The organism is Kutzneria buriramensis, assembly GCF_003387475.1.
GTDB lineage: Bacteria > Actinomycetota > Actinomycetes > Mycobacteriales > Pseudonocardiaceae > Kutzneria > Kutzneria buriramensis.
In genome coordinates, this window is the sequence record NZ_QUNO01000008.1 from 314,913 (window position 1) to 330,828 (window position 15,916).

At 71.5% G+C, this 15,916-nt stretch carries 15 protein-coding genes and 1 pseudogene; 12 read left to right on the forward strand and 4 right to left on the reverse strand.

Features of this window, described 5'->3' with window-relative positions; all coding sequences use genetic code 11:
- Positions 1-68: 68 nt before the first annotated feature.
- The 3 genes from BCF44_RS24850 to BCF44_RS24860 are packed head-to-tail and all read left to right on the forward strand — an operon-like array spanning position 69 to position 2,492.
- A complete protein-coding gene (locus BCF44_RS24850; protein ID WP_246015512.1) occupies positions 69-962 on the forward strand; it encodes an AraC family transcriptional regulator in 894 nt (297 codons plus the stop codon).
- 49 nt (positions 963-1,011) lie between these two features.
- A complete protein-coding gene (locus BCF44_RS24855) occupies positions 1,012-1,899 on the forward strand; it encodes a GNAT family N-acetyltransferase (RefSeq protein WP_116176756.1) in 888 nt (295 codons plus the stop codon).
- Positions 1,896-2,492 carry a class I SAM-dependent methyltransferase gene (locus BCF44_RS24860; protein ID WP_116176757.1) on the forward strand — a complete coding sequence of 199 codons (597 nt, stop codon included), beginning with the start codon at positions 1,896-1,898 and terminating at the stop codon, positions 2,490-2,492. The genes BCF44_RS24855 and BCF44_RS24860 overlap by 4 nt, the downstream gene beginning before the upstream one ends.
- A 48-nt stretch (positions 2,493-2,540) precedes the next feature.
- Here BCF44_RS24860 and helR read toward each other — a convergent pair whose 3' ends face one another.
- The gene (helR, locus tag BCF44_RS24865; protein ID WP_211353205.1) at positions 2,541-4,718 is read right to left on the reverse strand and encodes an RNA polymerase recycling motor ATPase HelR; all 2,178 of its coding nucleotides are present in this window, start codon (positions 4,716-4,718) and stop codon (positions 2,541-2,543) included.
- Positions 4,719-4,837: 119 nt separating this feature from the next.
- Here helR and BCF44_RS24870 point away from each other — a divergent pair, with 119 nt between their 5' ends.
- Complete coding sequence (locus BCF44_RS24870; protein ID WP_246015514.1) at positions 4,838-5,260, forward strand: GNAT family N-acetyltransferase; 423 nt, start codon at positions 4,838-4,840, stop codon at positions 5,258-5,260.
- A 1-nt stretch (position 5,261) separates the two neighbouring features.
- Here BCF44_RS24870 and BCF44_RS24875 read toward each other — a convergent pair whose 3' ends face one another.
- A complete protein-coding gene (locus BCF44_RS24875) occupies positions 5,262-5,837 on the reverse strand; it encodes an RICIN domain-containing protein (protein ID WP_116176760.1) in 576 nt (191 codons plus the stop codon).
- Positions 5,838-6,055: 218 nt separating this feature from the next.
- On the opposite strand from BCF44_RS24875, the gene BCF44_RS24880 reads away from it, so the two are divergent.
- Entirely contained in the window at positions 6,056-9,199 is a 3,144-nt protein-coding gene (locus BCF44_RS24880) for a BTAD domain-containing putative transcriptional regulator (RefSeq protein ID WP_116176761.1), read from the forward strand.
- Here BCF44_RS24880 and BCF44_RS24885 read toward each other — a convergent pair.
- A complete protein-coding gene (locus BCF44_RS24885; protein ID WP_147328620.1) occupies positions 9,153-9,410 on the reverse strand; it encodes a hypothetical protein in 258 nt (85 codons plus the stop codon). The genes BCF44_RS24880 and BCF44_RS24885 overlap by 47 nt on opposite strands.
- Positions 9,411-9,458: 48 nt before the next feature.
- Here BCF44_RS24885 and BCF44_RS24890 point away from each other — a divergent pair, with 48 nt between their 5' ends.
- The 5 genes and pseudogenes from BCF44_RS24890 to BCF44_RS56800 all read left to right on the forward strand — a co-directional run bounded on the left by BCF44_RS24890 (position 9,459) and on the right by BCF44_RS56800 (position 12,606).
- Positions 9,459-10,352 (forward strand): P-loop nucleotide/nucleoside kinase family protein, encoded by an 894-nt coding sequence (locus BCF44_RS24890; protein WP_116176763.1) that lies wholly within the window; start codon positions 9,459-9,461, stop codon positions 10,350-10,352.
- Positions 10,353-10,464: 112 nt separating this feature from the next.
- On the forward strand, positions 10,465-11,244 hold the full coding sequence (gene nagB, locus BCF44_RS24895) for a glucosamine-6-phosphate deaminase (RefSeq protein ID WP_116176764.1): 780 nt from the start codon (positions 10,465-10,467) through the stop codon (positions 11,242-11,244).
- Between the two features lie 191 nt (positions 11,245-11,435).
- Entirely contained in the window at positions 11,436-11,870 is a 435-nt protein-coding gene (locus BCF44_RS24900) for a GNAT family N-acetyltransferase (RefSeq protein ID WP_116176900.1), read from the forward strand.
- A gap of 57 nt (positions 11,871-11,927) precedes the next feature.
- A pseudogene (locus BCF44_RS59285) lies at positions 11,928-12,056 on the forward strand (GNAT family N-acetyltransferase); the annotation flags it as partial.
- Between the two features lie 253 nt (positions 12,057-12,309).
- Positions 12,310-12,606: a GNAT family N-acetyltransferase gene (locus tag BCF44_RS56800; RefSeq protein WP_211353206.1), complete on the forward strand. Its 297-nt coding sequence runs from the start codon at positions 12,310-12,312 to the stop codon at positions 12,604-12,606.
- Here the strand turns inward: BCF44_RS56800 and BCF44_RS24910 are convergent.
- On the reverse strand, positions 12,603-13,442 hold the full coding sequence (locus BCF44_RS24910) for a PhzF family phenazine biosynthesis protein (RefSeq protein WP_211353207.1): 840 nt from the start codon (positions 13,440-13,442) through the stop codon (positions 12,603-12,605). The two genes, BCF44_RS56800 and BCF44_RS24910, sit on opposite strands and share 4 nt — an antisense overlap.
- A gap of 180 nt (positions 13,443-13,622) precedes the next feature.
- Between BCF44_RS24910 and BCF44_RS24915 the strand changes: the two genes are divergently transcribed.
- Together BCF44_RS24915 and BCF44_RS24920 are read left to right on the forward strand one after the other, a co-directional pair.
- Positions 13,623-14,948: a hypothetical protein gene (locus BCF44_RS24915; RefSeq protein ID WP_116176766.1), complete on the forward strand. Its 1,326-nt coding sequence runs from the start codon at positions 13,623-13,625 to the stop codon at positions 14,946-14,948.
- A complete protein-coding gene (locus BCF44_RS24920) occupies positions 14,945-15,916 on the forward strand; it encodes a glutamate ABC transporter substrate-binding protein (RefSeq protein ID WP_170217722.1) in 972 nt (323 codons plus the stop codon). Before BCF44_RS24915 ends, BCF44_RS24920 begins: the two co-directional genes overlap by 4 nt.

Here is a 15,916-nt window from a genome sequence, read left to right on the forward strand (position 1 = left end):
CCGACCTCTTGCCCGATCCTGCCGCTGACGCCCGGATCGGGTTGCCACGACGGCCGGCAGGTGCTGCCATGGGAGGCATGGTGCTGGACGAGATCCGCGAGCTGATCGCCAAGCATGCCCGGCCGAGCATGGAAACGCCGATCGACGGCCTGCTGGTGTCCAGTGTGGACAGTACTGAGGAGCACCACGACCTCACCGAACCGTTGCTGGTGGTGCTGGCGCAGGGTGGCAAGCGTTTGCTGCTCGGCGACGAGGTGCACGAGTACCGTGCCGGCGACTGCCTGGTGGTGAGCGCCGAGGTCCCGGTCAGCGGCCACTTCTTCGACGTCAGCCGGGATTTTCCGGCGCTGGGCGTGGGCATGGTGCTGCGCCCGGCCGCCATCGCCCCGCTGCTGCTGGCCGCGCCCACCGACCGGCGGGCGGCCCCGGCGATCGCGACCGGCAAGGCCGGACCGGAGTTGCTGGACGCCGTGCTCCGGCTGCTCCGCCTGCTGGACCACCCGGAGGACGCGCGGGTGCTCGCGCCGCTGTACGAGCAGGAGATCCTGTGGCGGCTGCTCACCGGCCCGCACGGCGCGTCGGTCCGCCAGATTGGGCTCGCCGACAGCGGGCTCTCCCTGGTCGGCCGGGCGATCCGCTGGATCCGGCAGAACTACGCCGAGCCGATCAGGGTCGCCGACCTGGCGCGGCTGGCCGGCATGAGCGAATCCGCCTTCCACCGGCACTTCCGCGCGGTCACCACGATGAGCCCGATCCAGTTCCGCAAGCTCATCCGGCTCCAGGAGGCGCGGTCGCTGCTGGTCGCGCGCCCCGGCGACGTCGCCGGCGTCGGCCACCTCGTCGGCTACGACAGCCCCACCCAGTTCAGCCGCGAGTACCGCGAACTGTTCGGTGCGCCGCCCGGCCAGGACGCCGCCCGCCTGCGCGCTGACAGCTCGTTCGCGGTCCGCGGCCTGCCCTAAGGGGTAATTTGGATGGACTGTGGCGAGCGGGCGAGGTTTGACTGGCCGCATGCGACTTCCCGACGGATATCGGACCGAACGCCCCGCGCCGACGGACGTGGCGGAGATCCTGGACCTGGTCCGTGCCAGCGACATCGCCGCCCTCGGCTATCCGGACGTGGAGGAGCACGAGGTGGCCGGCGTGCTGGCCGGGCCGGACAACGACCGCTGGCTGGTGCGGGACGCCGGAGGCCGGTTGGTGGGCTGGGGTTTCGTCGAGATGCCGGGGTGGTTCTGCGAGGCCTACGCCCGTCCCGGCGAGGACGCCCCCGTGCAGGAGGTGCTGATCGATCTGCTGCTGGCCGGGATCGCTGAGCGGGTCGAGGGGCCGGTGATCGTCCGGGCGGGGGCGATTCCGAGCGAAGAGCAGTACGTCAAGGTGCTCACCGGCGCCGGGTTCGAGCTGGAACGCCAGCAGGCGCGCATGAGCCGCCCGTTGACCGGCGACGAACGGCCGGAACCCGCCGCCGGCTACCGGGTTCGCGCGGCGACCGCCGAGGAATTGCCTGCCTGCAACGACGTTCTGCGCACCGCCTTCGCCGATGACGTCGACTACGCGGCGACGCCGGGCCTGGTCCTCGAGGAGTGTCTGGTGGCCGAGGCGGATGACGAGCGCGCCGGCGTGCTGCTGTCGACGGCACCGGCCGAGGACACGAACGAGGGCTGGGTGAAGTGGCTCGGGGTGCGACCGGAGCACCGCAAGCGGGGAGTAGCCGCGGCGTTGCTCTCCACCGCCATCGCGGCCAATTCGGTGCTGGGGCGGCCTTCGATCGGACTCGGGGTCAACACGTCAAGTGCGACAAGGGCATTCGACCTGTACGAAAGACTCGGATTCGTCACGGTGTACCGATCGAACATCTACCGCCGCGCGGTCGAGGGACGCATCATCGGTACGTGACCGAGAACCCCGTCAGACAGCCGCGCCGCCCCGAGGACTTCGCCGTGTACTACGCGGAACGACCGCCGTGGGACATCGGGCGGCCGCAGCCGGTGATCCAGGCCCATGCCGGCGAGTTCACCGGAGCGGTGCTGGACATCGGTTGCGGCACGGGGGAACACGCGCTGCTGGCGGCGAGCCTCGGGCTGGCGGCGACCGGTGTGGACACTTCGCCGGAGGCCATCGAGCTCGCCCGGGCCAAGGCGGCCGAACGTGGTCTGACGGCCCGCTTCGAGGTGGCGAACGCCGTGGATCTCGGCGCCCTCGGCCAACGGTTCGAGACCATTGTGGACAGTGCGCTGTTCCACGTCTTCGACGACGCGGATCGCGTGCGGTACGTGGCGTCGCTGGGTGACGCGATCGCCGACGGCGGCCGATACCACCTGCTGTGCTTCAGCGACGAGCAGCCGGGGGAGTGGGGACCGCGCCGGATCAGTGAACGGGAGATCCGGGAGGCGTTCCGCGACTGGCGGATCGAGGTGCTGGAACGGGCCACCTTCGACCTGACGAACGTGGTGGCACAGGCCTGGCGAGCGGTGCTGTCCCCACGGTGAAAGCCGTTGTGCCGCGGGCGAAGTCCGCGGCACAACGGCTCGCCCGCGTCAGGACTGATCGAGCCCGGCCAGCGCCGTGGGCAGCGGACCCAGGTGCAGGACGCCGAGCCGCTGCGTGGCGCGGGTGAGAGCCACGTAGAGCTCGGCCGCGCCGCGTGGGCCGTCGGCGAGGATCCGTTCCGGCTCGACGACGAGCACGGCGTCGAACTCCAGGCCCTTGGTCTCCGACGCCGGCACCGTGCCCGGCACGCCGGGCGGCCCGATCACCACGCTGGTGCCCTCGCGGCCGGCCTCGTCCCGGACGAACTCCCCGATGGCGTCGGGAAGTTCGTCCGCGGCGACCCGCCGCGCCCACGGCCGGAAGCCGTTGGCGCGCACCGACTCCGGCGGCTGGACGGTGGGTGCGAACTCGGCCAGCACTGCGGCGGCGATGGCCATGATCTCCGCCGGGGTGCGGTAGTTGACCGACAGCGACCGGTACACCCAGCGGTCGGCCACGTACGGCTCCAGCATGTGCGCCCACGTCCTCGCGCCGGCCGCCGACCGGCGCTGGGCGAGGTCGCCGACCACCGTGAAGGACCGGCCGGGGCAGCGCCGCATCAGCACCCGCCAGTCCATTTCGGACAGTTCCTGGGCCTCGTCCACGACCACGTGCCGATACGTCCAGTCCCGGTCCGCCGAGGCCCGTTCGACCAGGTCGCGGGTGTCCCGCTCGACGAAGCGCTCGGCCAGCTCCCCGGCGTTGATCAGGTCCGACGCGTACAGGTGGTCCTCGTCGTCCATCGAGTCCGCGCGGCCGGTGAGCTGGCTGATCGCGGCGGCGGCGAACCGCTCCTCGACGCTGCGTTCCTGCTCGGCGGCCAGCTTCGCGGCCCGCTCGGCCGCCTCGTCACGACCCAGCAGGTCGACCAGCTCGTCGAGCAGCGGCACGTCCGCCACCGTCCACGCGTCGCCCTGGGATCGGAACAGCGACGCGTCCGCGCCGGCCGCGCGGAGGCGTTCCGGCGACGCGTAGAGCGACCCCAGCAGGGAACCCGGCGTGAGGACCGGCCAGAGCGCGTCGATCGTGTCGTTGAACGTCTCGTCGACGCTGAGCTCTTTGAGCAGGTCCTTCCGCATGCGTTCCCACTCGACGCCGTCGGCCCTGGTCAGCCAGCCGCGGCCGATCTTGCCGAGAGCCCGCTCGGTGAGCACGTAGGTGACGATGTCGATGAACACCTTGCGGGCCTCGTTGTGCGGCAGGCCGCTGGCCCGCGCCTCCTCCTGGGCCCACTCGGCGATCGGGGCGTCGATCCGCACGGTGGTGTCGGCCAGCGCGATCTGCACCGGCTCCTCGGGCAGCCGCTGGCGGTCGGTGACGGCCGCCTTGAGCACGTCGAGCATCGTCAGGGAGCCCTTGAGCCTGGTCACCTCGGGGGAATCCTCGGCGGTGACGTGCAGGCCCGGCACGAGGTCGCCGGTGGTCACGAACACCACGTCCGACTCACCCAGCGACGGCAGCACGCGGCCGATGTGGTTCAGGAAGGACGGATTGGGGCCGACCACCAGGACGCCGTGCCGCTCCATGCGTTCGCGCTGGGTGTAGAGCAGGTACGCGACGCGGTGCAGCGCCACGACGGTCTTGCCGGTGCCGGGGCCGCCCTCGATCACCAGCACGCCCGGATGGTCGAGGCGGATGATGGCGTCCTGCTCGGCCTGGATGGTGGCCACGATGTCGCGCATGCCCGGGCCGCGCGGGGCGTTGACCGCCGCGAGCAGCGCCGCGTCGCCGCGCTCGCCGTCGCCGGGCCGGCCGAACACCTCGTCGGTGAAATCGACGATCCGCCGGCCGCGGGTGTGGAACTGGCGGCGCCGGCGCATGTTCTCGGGATTCGCGCCGGTCGCCACGTAGAACGGGCGCGCCGCCGGGGCGCGCCAGTCCAGCAGCAAAGGCTCGTAGTCGCGGTCCTCGTCGAAAATGCCGAGCCGGCCGATGTAGGCGATGTCGCCCGAAAGGGTGTCCAATCGGCCGAAGCAGAGCCCGTTGTCGGCCACGTCCAGCCGCTTCGCCTCCCGCGCCAGCGCCCGGACCTCGTCGTCGCGTTCCAGCAGGGTGCCGCCGGTGCCCAGCAGCGCGGACCGGTGACCGGCCCGCACCCGCTCGCGCTCGGCGTCCAGGCGCTCGTAGAGGTCCGCCACGTAGTCGCGCTCGGACCACAATTCGTCCTCGTACCCCTGAGTTGACACATGCCCCTCGCAGCCCCTAAGATGAAATTACATCGGCGAGACCTCCAGTATTTCCGGAGGGTACGCCGATTTTTCATTGTCCACCGTGTGTCAAGCGGCGAATGCGTACGCTCTTCCGCGTGGACGAATTCGTGGTCGGTCCGGAGACCGATATCCCGCTGGCGGAGCTGCTGGAACTGTACGGGGCCGTCGGCTGGACGGTGTACACCGACAAGCCTGAGCTGCTGGCCGCCGGCGTGGCCGGCTCGTCCTACGTGGTCACCGCGCGCCGGACCGGCCGGCTCGTCGGCCTCGCCCGCGCCGTTTCGGATGATGCCACCATCTGCTACCTCCAGGACGTGCTCGTTCACCCCGACGCCCAGCGCCGGGGCATCGGCGGCGCGCTGGTGCGGGCGGTGCTCGACCGGTACCGGTCCGTACGGCAGAAGGTGCTGCTCACCGACGACGAACCCGCGCAGCGTGCCTTCTACGAAGCCCTCGGCTACGCCGAGATCCGCGACTTCGGGCCGGGCACGCTGCGCGGGTTCGTCCGCTTCGACTAGGTCAGGGCGCCTGCGTCAGGAAGAAGTCCTGGTTGTCGTTGTAGTTCTGGTACCACAGGTCGATGACGTTGCCGGGGTTGAGGCCGCGCCCGTAGTCGTCCAGCCACAGGCCGGTCTGCCGGTTCTGGTAGCGCCAGCTGATCAGGATGCCGAACACGTCGTAGTTCGGGTAGTTGTTGAAGATCTCGGTGGGGTGGCTGTTCGCGTCGCAGTACTGCTGGACCAGGCCGTGCCCGGCGACGCCGTCGGTGTCCAGGCACAGGCCGCTGTTCTTGTTGCGCAGCAGGAACCCCAGGTAGGTGCCGTACGGGTCGTAGACGCCGTCGAAATACCACTTCTGTTCGTTGCCGCCGGTGTTGTACCACTGGATGACCGGCGCGCCGGGCCAGGTTTCGGAGTCGGCGACGGCCATCGCCATCGAGTCGGGCGTCGGCGCGATCCAGTACGCCGTGGTGCCGTGGCTGACGGACAGGGCGGGCGCCGCGTTCGCGGTGCCGACGGTGCCGAAGGCGGCCAGCGTCGTGGCGGCCGCGGCGATCACGCCGGCGGCGACTCGCCGGATGTGCTTGATGTTCAAGGGTTCCTCCCCGGGTTCGTGGTGACGGCCAAGACGCTAGGCAGGGCCGCCGGGCCGCCCGCTGTAGCGCGGGCGCGGCGGCAACGGCGCTGGTCACGACCCGTGGGCGGCAAGAAGCGGCAACTCCGGGCGGCAATCGTTGACGTGATGGCAGATTCGCCGCGCGGGCCGTGTCGCGGGGAGAATGTGGCGGTTGCCGGCCCGGGCGGGAGAGTCGCATGGTGGATGGTGGGGCCTCGCTGCGACTGCTGCGGTTGGCGGCCGGCCTCAACCAGCGGGAACTGGCGGCGCGGGCGGGCATCAGCGTCCGCGCGGTGCGCTATCTGGAGAGCGGCGGGGTGACCCGGCCGCGGGCCGATTCGCTGCGCCGGCTCGCGGATGCGCTCGGCGTCGGCGTCGACGAGCTCGTGGAAAGGCTCGGCGGGGCAACCGAAGAAGAGTCTTCCGGGCAGACTCGGCTGCGGATCGGCGTGCTCGGCCCGCTGCGCGTGTGGCATGACGACGTCGAGCGCCCGGTGCCGTCCGCGATGCAACGGCTGCTGCTGAGCCTGTTGGCGATCCAGGCCGGCCACACGATCGGCGTCGGGGAGATCGTCGATCTGCTGTGGAGCGAGCGGCCGCCGGCGACCGGAGCGCAGCTCGTGCAGACGTATGTGGCTCAGCTGCGCCGATTGCTGGAGCCCGGGCCGCCGTGGCGGGTACTGCGGCACGTCGGCGGCGGCTATCAGCTCGCGGTGGAGTCGGATGGTCTGGATCTGGCCGAATGCCGGGATCTGGCCGCCCGCGCGCGACAGGCGTGGGCCGACCAGGCCGCGGAACCGGCGTGGCAGCTCTATCGGGAGGCGTGGTCCTGCTGGCGCGGACCGGTGCTGGCCGGTGGCGAGCCACGGCTGCTCGACCATCCGGCGGTGGCGGCGGTGACGCGGCTGCGGGTCACGATCGTCGCGGAGTGGGCGGATGTGGCGTTCGCGTTGGGACATCCGGGAGATGTCGTGTCCGCGTTGCGCACGGTTTGTGCCGAACATCCCTTGCACGAGGGTCTCGCCGCCCGGCTGATGGTCGCGCTCGCCGGCGACGGGCAGCAGGCCGCGGCGCTGGACGTGTTCGAACGGCTGCGGACGTGCCTGGACGAGGAGCTCGGCGTCGCGCCCGGAGCCGAGCTGCGCGCGGCGCATCTGCGGGTGGTACGGGGACATCTGCCGCCTCCGTCGTCGACTTCGGCAGTGACGACGCCCCGCCAGCTACCGGTCGACGCGTCGTCCTTCGTCGGCCGGCATGAGCATCTGCGTCAGCTCGACGCGGTGTTGGCAGCGAAGGCGCCGGTGGCGGTGATCACCGGCATGGGAGGCATCGGCAAGACGGCATTGGCCGTGCGTTGGGGAAATCGCGTTGGAGAGCGGTTTTACGGCGGTCAGCTGTACATCGATCTCCGCGGCCACAGCGTCGACCGGCCGCTGCTGCCGCGGGAGGCCCTGGCGCACCTGTTGCGCGGTCTCGGCGTGCCGGCCAACCGGATGCCGGACGACGAGGCGCAGGCGGCCGCGCTCTACCGCAGCCAACTCTCGCAGCGCCCGGTCCTGGTCGTGTTGGACAACGCCGCCGACACCGAGCAGGTGCGGCCGCTGCTGCCGGGCGGACACGGCTCGCTCGCGCTCGTGACCAGCCGCAGCGAGCTGGGCGGGCTCGTTGCTCGGGAAGGCGCACGGCTGGTGCGGCTGGACGAGTTGACCGCCGAGGAGGCCACCGCCGTCCTGACCGAGACGATCGGCGTCGACCGCGTCGGCGACGAACCGGACGCCGCGGCGGAACTCGGGCGGCTGTGTGGTCGCCTCCCGCTGGCGCTGCGCATCGCCGCCGCCAATTTGGCCACCAGCCCCCGCCTGCGCATCGGCGACCACGTGGCGCGGCTGGCCGCGAACCCCTTGACCGGACTGGCCGTCAAGGGGGAGGCGAGCACCGCCGTCCGCGCGACTTTCCGGCTCTCCGTCGACGTCCTGTCGGCGGCACGGCGGCGGGCCTTCCGGCTGCTGGGCGTGGTGCCTGGTCCGGACATCGGCACCGCCGCCGTCACCGCGCTGCTCGGAGCCCCCGATGACCTGGATACGTTGGTGGCGCGGCATCTTGTCGCCGAGCCGTCGCCGGGGCGGTACCGAATGCACGACCTGCTGCGCAGTTACGCCGCCGAACTGTCCGAAGAGGACGTTGCCGACCGGGATGCGGCGCTGCTGCGCCTGGCCGAGCACTACCGGCTCCGCGTCACCGACGTCTCCGACGCACTGTATCCGTTCCTCTTGCGCACGCCGGGAATCCGACCGGGCGGCGAGGGATTCGCCGACGCGGCCGCGGCGTTCGCGTGGATGGACGCCGAGGCAGCGAACGTGCTGGCGCTGGTGAACCGGCTGAACACCGTCGGCCGCCACGGCATCGCCTGGGAGATCGCGCACCTGTCCGGCGGCTACTTCGCAATGCGGATGGACGCCCTCGGCTGGCGGTCCATCGCCGAGGCAGGCGGGGTCGCCGCGCACGCCGGCGGCGGGGCGATGGAGCGGGCCATGGCCGAGCTCCAGCTCGGCATGTTGTCCTCGCTGCCCGGCCGGGCCCAGCGGTCCGCCGAGCACAGCGCCCGCGCCGCCCAGCTCGCCGGCGAGGCCGGGTGGATCCAGTGCCAGGCCGTCGCGCTGAACAACCTCGCCGGCTTCCACTGGATGGCCGGCCGGGTGGACGACACCATCGACCAGCTGGCCGAAGCCCTTGTCCTGCACCGCAAGGCGCGCCGGCGGGCCGGCGAGGCCGTCACCCTGGCCAACCTCGGCGCCGCCCACGCCGAACGCGCCCGGACCGTCGGGGATCCCGCCGGTCTGCGCCGGGCCAAGGCGCTGCTGGACGAGGCGCTGACCGTGCACCGCGACATCGGCGACCGCCGCAACGAGGCCGAGACCCTGCGGCTGCTCGCCGAGGTGCACCGCGACCTCGGCGACCTGCCGCTGGCCCGCACCCTCGCCGTCGCGGCGCTCACCCTCGCGCGCGAGACCGGCGACTCCCGGACCGAGATCGGCTCGCTCAGCTCGCTGGGCACCATCGAGGTCCGCGTCGGCTACACCGTGGCCGGCCTCGGCCACCACGACCAGGCGCTGCGGCTGGCCATCGCCAAGAACGAGCAGAACCTGCACGCCCAGGCCCTGCTCGACCAGACCGACTCGCACATCCAGCTGGGCCGGGCCGAGTCCGCGTTCTTCACCGCCCACGACGCCATCGCCATCGGCCACCGCACCGGCACCTGGCTGTTCGCCCAGCGGGCCCGGCGGCTGCTGGCCCTCATCCCGCCGACCGGCGACCCCGCCGACGCGCCACCAGGGCGATGACCATCCTGGTTGGCCAGAGGTTGCCCCACTCGCCGCTGATGAGGCGCCAGCAGCTCTCCGACGCCAGGAGCAGCACCACGCCGGTGCCGAGGCCGGCGAGCGACCCGTACCACCGGATGGCCTGGCCCAGCACGACGATGCGCACCGCCCAGTCGATGATGGCGAAAACCGTCATGCCGGCGGTGCGCCAGCGACGACCCCGTTCCCCCACGGCGGAAAGCGTCTCACACCCGGTTCCGTCCCTTCTACGATCGGCCGGGTGATCAGGTACGGGAACAGCCCGGCGCTGGAACGCCTGGAATGGATCCTCGCCGGCCTCGACGGTACGGACGGCTGGGGCGAGGACGCCGCCGACGTGCTGGCTCCGGCGTTCACGGCGATGGTCATCCCGCAGCAGTACGTCACCATCACCCGCCACCGGTCCGAGATCTACGCCCCGGTCACGGTCCAGGGCCTGGACGTCGACGACACCGTCGCCAGGGCGAGGATTCGCCGTCACGACGGGGAGATCGACGTGGTGACGTGCAAGGTGGAGGCGGCCGAGCCGCACCGGATCGTGAGCACGTGGGTGCAGGGCCTGGTGCCGCAGGGGCTGACGCCGAGGCTGCCGCAGGAGTTCGCCGACCACACGTCGAACCGGACAAAAGCGAAGCTTGTGGTGTTCTCCGGCCTGCCGGGAAGTGGCAAGAGCACCCTCGCGGAGGCGGTCGGGGCGGAGCTGGGCATCCCGGTCTTCGCGACGGATTGGCTGCTGGGCGCGCTGACCCCGTTCGGCGGCAGGCACTTCCGCGACCAGTTCGGCATCGCCGAGGAGCTGCTGACGACGCTCGCGTTCAGGCAGCTGAACGTCGGCCGGTCGGCGATCCTCGACCACCCGACGGAGGAGGTCGCGACGAGGAACCGCTGGCGCAGCCTCGCGGGCGCGGGTTTCCGGGTGGTGCACGTGGTCTGCTCCGATCCCGACGTGCACAAGGCCAGGGTCGAGGGCCGCAGCCGCGGCATCCCCGGCTGGCACGAGGCCGGCGACTGGGCGAACATCCGCCGGCGCCAGGGCACGTTCCCCGACTGGCGGGGGGAGGCGCTCGTCGTGGACACGATCCGCCCGCTCGATCAGACGATCGCCGAGGCGCTGGACCACATCACCCGCGACTGACCTGGTCAATCGGGGAAACCAACCGTGAACGTGTCGCCCCGCACGTTCTCCTGACGCCCGCCTCCCGCTAGCATTGGTCTGAACCATTGGACCGACCCGTCGGGGGCCTCAGATGGAGATCGTGATCGTGCCGGACGCGGCGGCGCAGGGCGAGCTGGCCGCCGGCGCCGTCGCCGACCTGCTCGACCGCAAGCCCGACGCGCTGATCGGCGTCGCCACCGGTTCCACCCCGCTGCCCGTCTACGAGGCCCTCCAGCGCCGCCGGGACCGCGGCCTGAGCCTCGACCGGGCGCGGATCTGCCAGCTCGACGAGTACGTGGGCCTGCCCGTCGGCCACCCCGAGTCCTACCGCGAGGTGGTCCGCCGCGAGGTGCTGGACCGCCTCGGCATCTCCGACGACCGGTTCATGGGACCGGACGGCTCCGCCGAGGACGTGGTGGCGGCCTGCGCGGCGTACGAGGCGACGCTGAAGAACGCCGGCGGCGTCGACTTCCAGCTGCTGGGCATCGGCACCGACGGCCACATCGGCTTCAACGAGCCGATCTCCTCGTTCGCCTCCCGCACCCGGGTCAAGACCCTCACCGAGCAGACCCGCGTGGACAACGCCCGGTTCTTCGACAGCCTCGACGACGTGCCGCAGCACGTGCTGACCCAGGGCATCGGCACCATCATGGAGGCTCGCCACCTGGTCCTGCTGGCCACCGGCGAGTCCAAGGCCGAGGCGGTCGCGCTGGCCGTCGAGGGCCCGCTGGCGGCCATCGTGCCGGCGTCGGTGCTGCAACTGCACCCGCACGCCACCGTCATCCTGGACGAGGCGGCGGCGAGCCGGCTCAAGCTGGCCGACTACTACCGCTCCACCTACCGCACCAAGCCCTCCTGGCAGGGCATCTGAACGGTGAGGCCCCGCCGGCGCTTCGCACGGTTGCTGGACTTCGATCGGCCGCCACCCACCGCACCCACCACCGAGCCCGATGCGGCTGATCGAAATCCGGCAAGGGCGAGGCGTCGGCCACCGAGGGGCCGAGCCGCGACGCCGAAGGCGGCGCCATGAAACTGTCAGACCTCCTCGCTACGTTCGAGGACATGGCAGAGACGACTCTCGACATCGTCGTCACGGACGAGCCGGATCCGGCGCACGTGGCGGCTATCGCGTCCGGGTTGGACGAGTTCAACCTGGCCAAGACCGGTGCGACCGACCGGAGAACGTTGGCGGTGCTGGCCCGCGACCCGGGCACCGGCGACGTGGTCGGCGGACTCACGGGGCGAACATCCCTCGGTTTGTGGTTCGTCGACCTCCTTCACCTCCCGCCCGAGCACCGCGGCTCGGGCCTGGGCAGCCGGCTCATGCGCGCGGGCGAGGCCGAGGCGGTGCGGCGGGGCTGCACGGCGGGCGTGGTGTACACGATCAACTTCCAGGCGCCCGGCTTCTACGTGAAGCACGGCTGGCAGGTCTTCGGCGAGGTGCCCAGCGGCGACGGCGTGAGCCGGATCTTCCTGTCGAAGGTGTTAGGCGAATAGACGCGACCGGGGGGATACGCGTTCCGGCCCTGTCGGTGCGGCGATGACCACGACGCGATGGCGGCAGCGCGGTTGGCGTCTGTCCAGCGGGACGGCACGTGCCTGTACCTGCACCGTGGATTCCTGCGGCCCGATTACCGAGGGCGGGGCGTCGGCTCGGGCCTGCTCGTGCGGGCCGAGGGCCGCATCCGGGAACTGGTGGCACAGCAGGGAACCGCGGTGCTCGGCGCGAGCGCGGCGCCTCCGAAGTGGAGGCGACGGCGTTGCTGCTGGATGTCGGCTACCACCGGGTGTTCAGCCTGGTGGAGTTGGAACTGGCCGACCTCGGGCAGCTGTCGGACGACAGGACGTTTCGGTTCTGACCAATCGGCCCGAGCGACAACCACGCCGCCTGGAAGACGGTCGTCGACTCCTACGCCGACGCCGACTTCATCCCGGAGTGGATCCGACGTGTTGGCGGGGCGTCTGGGAGGGCGCGCAGCTGGTCGGCGTTGCCTTGTGCGCGGTGAAAGGAAAGGTGGGTGAGATTCAGGAACTGAGTGTGCGAACTGAATACCGGCGTCGCGGGCTCGGCCGAGCGGTGCTGCTGGACGGCCTGCGCTGCCTGCGCGAGCACGGCGCGGTGACCGCCCGGCTGTACACCGGGACGGCCAATCCGCATCGGTCCTACGACCTGTACGAGAGCGTGGGATTCCGGCGGCGCAACGAGTTCGTCCGCTACCGCGAGCCCCTCTAGACGATCGGCGTCGCCGCCCCGCTGACGGTGACCCGCGGGTCGGCCGGGTCGAGGTCGACGGTCAGCGTGCTGGGGCGGCCCATGTCCTCGCCCTGGTGGATGGTCAGCCGCACGGGCTCGGTGACGCGCTCGGTGGCCAGCAGGTAGCCGCCGAAGGCCGCGGCCGCCGCGCCGGTGGCGGGGTCCTCGATCACGCCGCCGACCGGGAACGGGTTGCGCGAGTGCCAGACGGTGTCGCTCTCCGGCCAGATGAGCTGCACGGTGGTCCAGCCGAACCGGGTCATCAGCGTGGTGAGGCCGTCGAAGTCGTAGTTCAGCGACGCCAGCCGCGCCCGGGTGGACGGCACCAGCACCAGGTGGTGGTTGCCGGCGAAGGCGACGTGCGGCACGTGCTGGCTGTCGAGGTCGGCCGTGGACCAGCGCAGCGCGACCAGCGTCTCGGCGATCTCCTCCGGGGTGGCCTCCCGGGACGAGGTCGGCACGCTCGTGAGGCTCGCCCGCGTGACGCCGTCGTCACCGATCGTGGTGGTGACGGGGATCTCACCGGCCTGCGTGTGGAAGAGCAACTGTCCGTGACCGTCCCGACCCGCCAGCGCCACCGCGGTGGCGATGGTGGCGTGCCCGCAGAACGCCACCTCGGCGAGCGGGCTGAAGTAGCGCACCCGGTACCCGTCGTCCGTCCCGGTGACGAAGGCCGTCTCCGAGTACCCGACCTCGGCGGCGATCTTCTGCTGGTCGGCGTCGTCCAGGCCGGTGGCGTCCAGCACCACGCCGGCGGGGTTGCCGCCGGCGGGCGTGGTCGTGAACGCCGCGTAGCGCAGCACGTCAGTGGTCATGCCGGCCATTGTCCCGTATCTAGACCAATCGGGTTCGTTAATGGGGCAGGGCCCTGCGCCAACCAGGTGAGCCGGACCACATCGAGGGGCAGACATGTGGGGCCCGTCCAGCGATTCGGGTAGCGCGAGCGGACCACACGATCGATAGTCAACATGCGGAGCGGGAAGGGGTGATCGCCGATGGCCGGTGTGATCACCCGAGCGGCCGCGGTGCCCCGCGCGCCCGTGCGGCTCTGGCGCTTCGCGCGCAAGTTCGGACGGTCCACGCCCGGTCGGCTGACCGGCATCGCCGCCGGGCTGGTGTTGCTGTCCATCGTGGTCGGCCTGGTCACCTCGACCGGCGTGCAGGGCAAGAGCGACGAGGTCCGCGACCTGGCCACCAGCGCGGAGCCGCTGAGCGTGGCGGCCCAGGACATCTACCGCGCGCTCCAGGACGCGGACGCCACGGCGTCGAGCGCCTTTCTGGCCGGCGGCATCGAGCCGGCGGCGACCCGGCAGCAGTACCTGGCCGACATCGCGCAGGCGACCTCCGCGCTGACGCTGGAGGCCGGCACCCAGACCGCCGGCAATCCGCTGGAGACCTTGTCCAGCCAGCTGCCGATCTACACCGGACTGGTGGAGACCGCCCGCGCCAACAACCGGCAGGGTTTCCCGGTCGGCGCGGCCTATCTGCGCGAGGCGTCCGGCCTGATGCGGTCCACACTGCTGCCGGCCGCCGAGCAGCTGTACAAGGCGGAGAACGCCCGGCTCACCGCGGAGCAGGACACGGCGACGACCTTCCCGATCGGGGAAGTGGTGCTGCTGCTGATCACCTTCGGGCTGCTGTTCGCCGTGCAGTGGCACCTGCTGCGCACGACCAATCGCCTGATCAACACCGGCCTGCTGGTGGCCAGCGTGGCGGCGGCGGTCGCACTGCTGTGGACGTCGGCCGCGATGACCGCGGTGACGCTGCACCTGGACAGCGCCGAACGGGACGGTTCCGACCAGGTCGCGGTGCTGGTGCAGGCCCGGTTCGCGGCCGTGCAGGCGCGGGCGGACGAGACGCTGACGCTGGTCGTGCGCGGCAACGGCCAGAGCTACCAGACCGACTATCTGACGGCGGCCAACCGGCTCGGCGGCCGCGACGGAAACGAGGGCCTGCTCGGGCAGGCGCGGGCGATGACCAAGGACCCGGCCGTGCGGTCGATGCTGGACAACGCGATCCAGGCGCAGCAGGCGTGGCTGACCGTGCACCGCCGCATCCGTGACGCCGACAACGCCGGTCAGTACGGCCAGGCCGTGCAGGACAGCATCGGCACGAGCGCCAGCAGCAGCGGCACCCTGTTCGCCGACCTGGACAAGAACCTGGTGTCCGCATTGGACAGCGCCCGCGCCGCGTTCAACCAGGAGGCCTCGGCGGCCGACGCGTCGCTGACGCTGCTGCGGCCCGGCTTGATCGTCCTCGCGGTCGTGATCGGCGTAGCCTCGGGTCTCGGGATCTGGGAACGGTTGAGGGAGTACTGGTGAAGGCGGCGGTCCTGGTCACCGCGCTGGCGTTGGCGCTGGCGGGGTGTGGATCAGGCCTGGCCGTGCCGCGGGACAGCTCGCCCTCGGCGGCCATGCCGCAGCCGCCCGGCGTCGCCGGCTCGCCCGCGCCGACGACCAGCAGCGCGCCGGACACCTCCTGCGACGCCACGGCCAGCCTGCGCCCGAGCGGCCCGCTGCCGCCGCCCGGCCAGATGCCGACGAACTCCACCATGGACCGGATCGTCCAGCGCGGCCGGCTGATCGCCGGCGTCGACCAGAACACCTACCCGATGGGCTTCCGCGACCCGGTCAGCGGCCAGGTCGAGGGCTTCGACATCGACATGCTGCACGCCGTGTCGGAGGCGCTGTTCGGCGACCCGAACCGGATCCAGTTCAAGGCGATCACCTCCGCCGACCGGATCCCGGCGCTGCAACAGGGGCAGGTCGACATCGTGGCCCGCACCTTCACCATCGACTGCGCGCGGGCCCAGCAGGTCGCCTTCTCCACCGTGTACTTCTCGGCCGGGCAGCGGGTGCTGGTCGACAGCAACTCCACCGTCGCCGACATCGGCGGCCTGGCCGGCAAGAAGGTGTGCGCCACCAAGGGATCCACCTCGCTGGAGGCGCTGGCCGAGGTGTCCTCGCATCCACAGCTGGTGTCCGTGGACAACTGGACCGACTGCCTGGTGCTGATGCAGCAGGGGCAGGTCGACGCCACGTCCACCGACGACACCATCCTGGCCGGGCTGGCCGCCCAGGACCCGTACACCAAGGTGGTGGGGCCGACCTTCGCCGCCGAGCCGTACGGGCTGGCGGTGCCCAGGACCGACACCGACTTCGTCCGGTTCATCAACGCCGTGCTGGAGAAGATCCGCGCCGACGGCACCTGGACCGCCGACTACAAGCACTGGCTGGGCGACCGGCTCGGCCCGGTGCCCCAGCCGCCGACCGCGCGTTATCAGGACTGA

What these genes read in the sequence shown, in the direction of transcription:
- BCF44_RS24850 (WP_246015512.1), top strand. Translation starts at nt 69, where the DNA reads ATGGGAGGCATGGTGCTGGACGAGATCCGCGAGCTGATCGCCAAGCAT.
- BCF44_RS24855 (WP_116176756.1), top strand. Translation starts at nt 1,012, where the DNA reads ATGCGACTTCCCGACGGATATCGGACCGAACGCCCCGCGCCGACGGAC.
- BCF44_RS24880 (WP_116176761.1), top strand. Translation starts at nt 6,056, where the DNA reads ATGGTGGATGGTGGGGCCTCGCTGCGACTGCTGCGGTTGGCGGCCGGC.
- nagB (WP_116176764.1), top strand. Translation starts at nt 10,465, where the DNA reads ATGGAGATCGTGATCGTGCCGGACGCGGCGGCGCAGGGCGAGCTGGCC.
- BCF44_RS24900 (WP_116176900.1), top strand. Translation starts at nt 11,436, where the DNA reads ATGGCAGAGACGACTCTCGACATCGTCGTCACGGACGAGCCGGATCCG.
- BCF44_RS24910 (WP_211353207.1), bottom strand. Translation starts at nt 13,442, where the DNA reads ATGACCACTGACGTGCTGCGCTACGCGGCGTTCACGACCACGCCCGCC.
- BCF44_RS24915 (WP_116176766.1), top strand. Translation starts at nt 13,623, where the DNA reads ATGGCCGGTGTGATCACCCGAGCGGCCGCGGTGCCCCGCGCGCCCGTG.